We start from the raw sequence: 4,694 nt of genomic DNA, 5'->3' as shown, positions 1-4,694 counted from the left end.
CCCCGCGGTTTCTCAGCGGTATTCTCGCCAGCCCCGCTTTTCCCTCGTGGCGGAGCCACTCGGGAAAAAGATCCCGCAGCGAGAATCCCGCTGAGGTTCCGCCACCCCGCCCCCTGAGCAACAGGAGCGGGAAGAACCTTCAACGCGGGTCGGCGGCGAGCACTGCTCCTACCTGGTCGGCGACCGCCGGGTCGAGCAGGTCGTAGCGGCCGCCGGAGACGAACCGCTCGGACAGCTCGAAGGTCACCACGTCGCCCTCCGCGAGCAGCGCCGCCGTCTCCCGCGGCCGCTTCGCGACCTCCTCCGGGTGCACGATGCCGATGTCGGCGAACGTCGCCGCCAGGTACGGGCTGGCGAACTGGGTGAACGAGTCACCCACCATCCGCGTCGGCTCGGTGGTCATGCCGGCCCGCGGCATCGATTTCAGGTGCAGCGGCTCGTGGAAGTCGCTGGGTTCGAACCGGGTGTGGTCCGCGCCGCCGTCCGGCGCCAGCGAGTAGGCCTGGATGGGCACGGTGCGGCGCTGGCCGAGCAGGTCGGGGATGTCGGCGGAGTGCGGGTACTGCCTGCCGGGCTGCACCTTCCAGGTGGCGGTGCTGCCCGGGGACAGCCGCTCCGCCAGCTGGTACACCATCGTGATGCCGCCCTCGTGGGTCCAGTGCGTGTCGATGTCGTGGTAGATCGCCCTGCCGTTGCGGTCGGCGGATTCGCGCAGCGGGTCCCGCATGTCGATCGCGCCGGTCGCGGTGGGCAGCCGCCGCCAGAACTCCTCCCTGGCCCGCGAGGAGCAGTCCTTCCCCGCGTACTCCGGCGGCAGGTTCGCCGGGTACATCGTCGACTTGTCCGGCGCGATGACCAGCTGGAACTTCCGCCCGGAGGCCTCCACGACCTGGCGCCAGCGCCGCAACCCGGCGATCACCTCGTCCAGGCTGCGCTTCGGCGTGCACGGGTAGGCGACGTCGTGGCCGAGGTAGAGCCAGCCCGCCCGTCCTTCGATGACCTTCGGGAACACGTTCTCGTTCAGCGGCTGCCGGGCCTGCTGCTGGTCGCTCCCGGTGCCGGTGGGCGAGCTGTGCGTCCCCGACTCCAGCCGCGCCTGCTCGCCGAACACCCCCTGGCTGATGTCGTGCACCGACCGGACCGCGGTCCCGCGGAACGGCAGGTTCTCCGCGGCCCACGGGGACAGCCCGGTGAGGAAGCCCCAGCCGTCGGTGATGCTCGGGAACTCCGCCAGCGGCCGGTTCTCCAGCTGCTCCGCCCGTGCGCCGAACACCCAGGTGGTGGCGGGCGCGGTGAGGAACAGCAGCGCGCACACCAGGGCGGTGAGCTGGCGCCTGCCGTGCCGCGGCCGGTGCATCGGGTGCTCGCGCGGCAGCCACGACTCGTGGACCGCGGGCAGCTCGGTCGGTTCCGTCCTCGACACGCCGCTACGTTAGCCCGGCCGGGCGACGGCCGTGCCCGGTTCCCGCGGAACTCACGGCCGCACGGGCGTCCGGTGTTCGTTCCGCAGGTACTTCGGCGGGCCGGGTTCGCGGGCCGCGTGCAGTTCGGCCAGCTGCGCCGCGATCGGCGGGTGCAGGTCCAGCCGGGGCAGCTCGGCGACCGGGACCAGCTCGGGCCGCAGGCCGTCCTCCTTGAACCGCGGCCACCCGGCGGGCCGGCCCGGGGAGCGGAACACGACGTCCACCAGCCGTTCGGCGAAGGGGCGCACGGTCTCGACGATGAGCGCGCAGGTGCCCGGGTCGATCAGCATGTCGGTCTCCTCGCGCAGCTCGCGCCGCACGCAGGCGTGGAAGTCCTCCCCCGGCCGCGGGGTGCCGCCCGGCAGCACCAGGTCGTCGTGCTCGCGGCGGCACACCAGCAGCACCCGGTCGCCGAAGAACACGGCGGCGGAGCAGCGCAGCAGGACGTGGATGTGCGACATGGCGGGCCTCCTGAGTTCCGGAGAGGCCATCAGCGGCGTGTTCCGCACTTCCGGCGAGCCTCATCGCCGCCGCCGAGTCTCCGCCCACCCCACCCCCACGACAACGGCCCAACGACCCATATCCGCTGGAACTCGGCCGGTAGCACCCGCTGTGATCCGTGCCATCGCCGGAACATAAGCTCTAGGTTATGATTCGGGAGTCGGCGCGGTGGAGCATCCCACTGCACGACGAGGTCGCCGGGTGGTACCTATCGCTGGACAGCGCGACCCGCGCAGCGGTGGACATCGCACTGGAGAAGCTCGCCGAGCACGGTCCGACGCTGGGCCGGCCACTCGCAGATCACATCAAGGGATCGAGCATCAGCAAGCTCAAGGAGCTCCGACCACGAGTGCGCAAACCGGCCCAGGAGCGATCCCGCTCGGCGAGCAGCGCGTGGCCGAGCACGAGGCCGCGATGCGGAAGGCGGACGACCAGGAGGGGGCAGGACGATGAGCCGCTCGTGGGACGAACTCCGCGATGAACTCGACGCCCGCGATCGTGCGGCCGGTGACGACCCGGAAGCACTCCGCGAGCAAGCGCGGCAGGACACGAACGCCTACGTCCTCGGGTTCCGGCTGGCGGAGCTCCGGAAGCGGATCGGGCTCACCCAAGGAGCGGTCGCGGAACGGATGGGCGTCACCCAGGCACGGGTCTCGCAGATCGAGAACGGGGAGCTGGACCAGATGGCGGTGTCCAGCATCCGCAGCTACATCACCGCGCTCGGCGGGCGGTTGAAGCTCGTCGTGGACCCGGCCGGCCCGCCACCGGGTGCCGCCGAAGCACCCCGATCGGAGCTGGACGCCCCCGTCGTGCTGTGCTGATCAACGAACCCGCCCGCCTTCGAACGAGCACGCCGGCCCAGGTCTCGTCCTGCCAGCGGCGAAGCGGCTGAGCGGAGACCGCGCACGCAGCCGGATCACCCGCGAGTGCTCAGCGCCCTCCTCGCGAGGACAGCGTTTCCTCCTGTGGCGGAGCCACCGGTGCAAAAGATCCCGCGGCGAGAATCCTGCTGCGGTTCCGCCACCCCACCCCGACGCGAGAAGAGCCGGGGAAGAGCCGGTCAGAACTGGTAATACAGGAACGGGCTGAACGAGCCGGTCGCGACCAGCAGGCCCGAGTACAGCAGCCCGGCCGTCATCACCGCCGCCCGCAGCGCGTTCGCCTGCCGGGACCGCACCGACTCCAGGAACGCCCCGGTCCCGGTGGAGGCGGGCAGCAGCACCACGACCAGCGCGACCAGCAGGAAGAACACCCGCTGGTGGGTGACGGAGGCGGCGACGAGGTCGGTGAGCCCGGACAGGTCCGGCAGCAGCATGTGCCCGGTCATCGTGAACGCCGTCCCCAGGTCGGGCGCCCGGAAGAACACCCAGCCCAGCACGACCAGCAGCAGCGTCAGCGCCCGCCTGCCCAGCCGCGCCCAGCGGTCCGCGGGCGCCGAGTCGTGCCCGGTGGCGCGTTCCACGACCAGCAGCGCCCCGTGGAACAGGCCCCACACCAGGTAGGTCCACGCCGCGCCGTGCCAGAACCCGGTGAGCACGAAGATGATCGCCAGGTTCAGGTAGGTGCGCCCGGTGCCGCGCCGGTTGCCGCCGAGCGGGATGTAGACGTAGTCGCGGAACCAGCGGGACAGCGACATGTGCCAGCGCCGCCAGAACTCGGTGACGGTCACCGAGGAGTAGGGCCGGGCGAAGTTCTCCGGCAGCCGGAACCCGAGCATCCGACCCAGCCCGATCGCCATGTCGGAATAGCCGGAGAAGTCGAAGTACAGCTGCACGGTGTAGCCGATGGCGCCGAGCCAGGCGACGGCGAAGCTCATGTCCTCGGCCGGGGTCGCGAAGCAGGCGTCGACCATCGGGGCGAGCGTGTCGGCGACGACGACCTTCTTCGTCAGCCCCCACGCGAACCGCGGGAAGCCGGCTGCGACGTCGTCGAGCCGGTGGGTGCGCTGCTGCGGGAGCTGGTCGGCGATCTCCCGGTAGCGCACGATCGGCCCGGCCACCAGCTGCGGGAACATCGCGATGTAGGTGACGAAGCCGACCGGGTTGCGCAGCGCGGGCCGTTCGCCGCGGTACACGTCGACCACGTAGGAGATGTGGTGGAACGTGTAGAAGGAGATGCCGATCGGCAGCGCCAGCTGCAGCACCGGGAAGTCGCCACCGAACCACCGGGTCAGCGTCGCCAGCTGCTCGGTGGCGAAGCCCGCGTACTTCCACACCACCAGCACCAGCAGGTCGAACGAGACGGCGCCGATGAGCAGGGCCCGGCGGTGCGGGTGCTCCGCTTCGGGTTCGAGGGACTTGCCCGCGAGGAAGTTGACGACGATGCACGCCAGCAGCAGCAGGGTGGTGCCGCCCGCGCCGCTGGCGTAGAACACCAGGCTCGCGACGGCCACGATCGCGTTGCGCGCGGACCGGGGCGCGATGAGCACCGCCGCCAGCACGACCGGCAGGAAGTACCAGAGGAACAGCGGAGTGGAGAAGTACATCGGTGAGGGGCCTCGCGGTGCTGGGAGGCCCGGGCCTCCCGATCGACTCGGCTTCGGAGCCTAGCCGAGCGCGTGGCCGCACTTGCCAGGAACGGCTCAGCTCACCGGCGAAATCCCGCCGGGTCGCCGGAGGTGGGGGGGGGGGGGGGGGGGGGGGGGGGGGGGGGGGGGGGGGGGCGGGGGGGCGGGGGGGGGGGGGGGGGGGGGGGGGGGGGGGGGGGGGGCGGGGGGGGGGGCGCGGGGGC

At 71.8% G+C, this 4,694-nt stretch carries 5 protein-coding genes and 1 riboswitch; of the genes, 2 read left to right on the top strand and 3 right to left on the bottom strand.

The window, feature by feature from the left end; genetic code table 11:
- Positions 1-139 precede the first annotated feature (139 nt).
- Together LCD31_RS17650 and LCD31_RS17645 are read right to left on the bottom strand one after the other, a co-directional pair.
- A complete protein-coding gene (locus LCD31_RS17650; RefSeq protein WP_224959532.1) occupies positions 140-1,423 on the bottom strand; it encodes a hypothetical protein in 1,284 nt (427 codons plus the stop codon).
- 51 nt (positions 1,424-1,474) lie between these two features.
- Complete coding sequence (locus LCD31_RS17645) at positions 1,475-1,924, bottom strand: NUDIX hydrolase (RefSeq protein WP_224959530.1); 450 nt, start codon at positions 1,922-1,924, stop codon at positions 1,475-1,477.
- Between the two features lie 13 nt (positions 1,925-1,937).
- A riboswitch (Fluoride riboswitch) is annotated at positions 1,938-2,001 on the bottom strand.
- A 111-nt stretch (positions 2,002-2,112) separates the two neighbouring features.
- Between LCD31_RS17645 and LCD31_RS17640 the strand changes: the two genes are divergently transcribed.
- Both LCD31_RS17640 and LCD31_RS17635 read left to right on the top strand, forming a co-directional pair.
- Positions 2,113-2,445: a type II toxin-antitoxin system RelE/ParE family toxin gene (locus LCD31_RS17640; RefSeq protein ID WP_224959528.1), complete on the top strand. Its 333-nt coding sequence runs from the start codon at positions 2,113-2,115 to the stop codon at positions 2,443-2,445.
- A complete protein-coding gene (locus LCD31_RS17635) occupies positions 2,414-2,785 on the top strand; it encodes an XRE family transcriptional regulator (protein WP_224959526.1) in 372 nt (123 codons plus the stop codon). The genes LCD31_RS17640 and LCD31_RS17635 overlap by 32 nt, the downstream gene beginning before the upstream one ends.
- A gap of 239 nt (positions 2,786-3,024) precedes the next feature.
- On the opposite strand, the gene LCD31_RS17630 is transcribed toward LCD31_RS17635, so the two are convergent.
- Entirely contained in the window at positions 3,025-4,449 is a 1,425-nt protein-coding gene (locus LCD31_RS17630) for an MBOAT family protein (RefSeq protein WP_224959524.1), read from the bottom strand.
- Positions 4,450-4,694 lie beyond the last annotated feature (245 nt).

The organism is Saccharopolyspora sp. 6M (assembly GCF_020176775.1).
Classification (GTDB): domain Bacteria; phylum Actinomycetota; class Actinomycetes; order Mycobacteriales; family Pseudonocardiaceae; genus Saccharopolyspora_C; species Saccharopolyspora_C gregorii.
The sequence above is the reverse complement of the archived record's forward strand: the minus strand, read 5'-3'. Positions and strand labels throughout refer to the sequence as shown.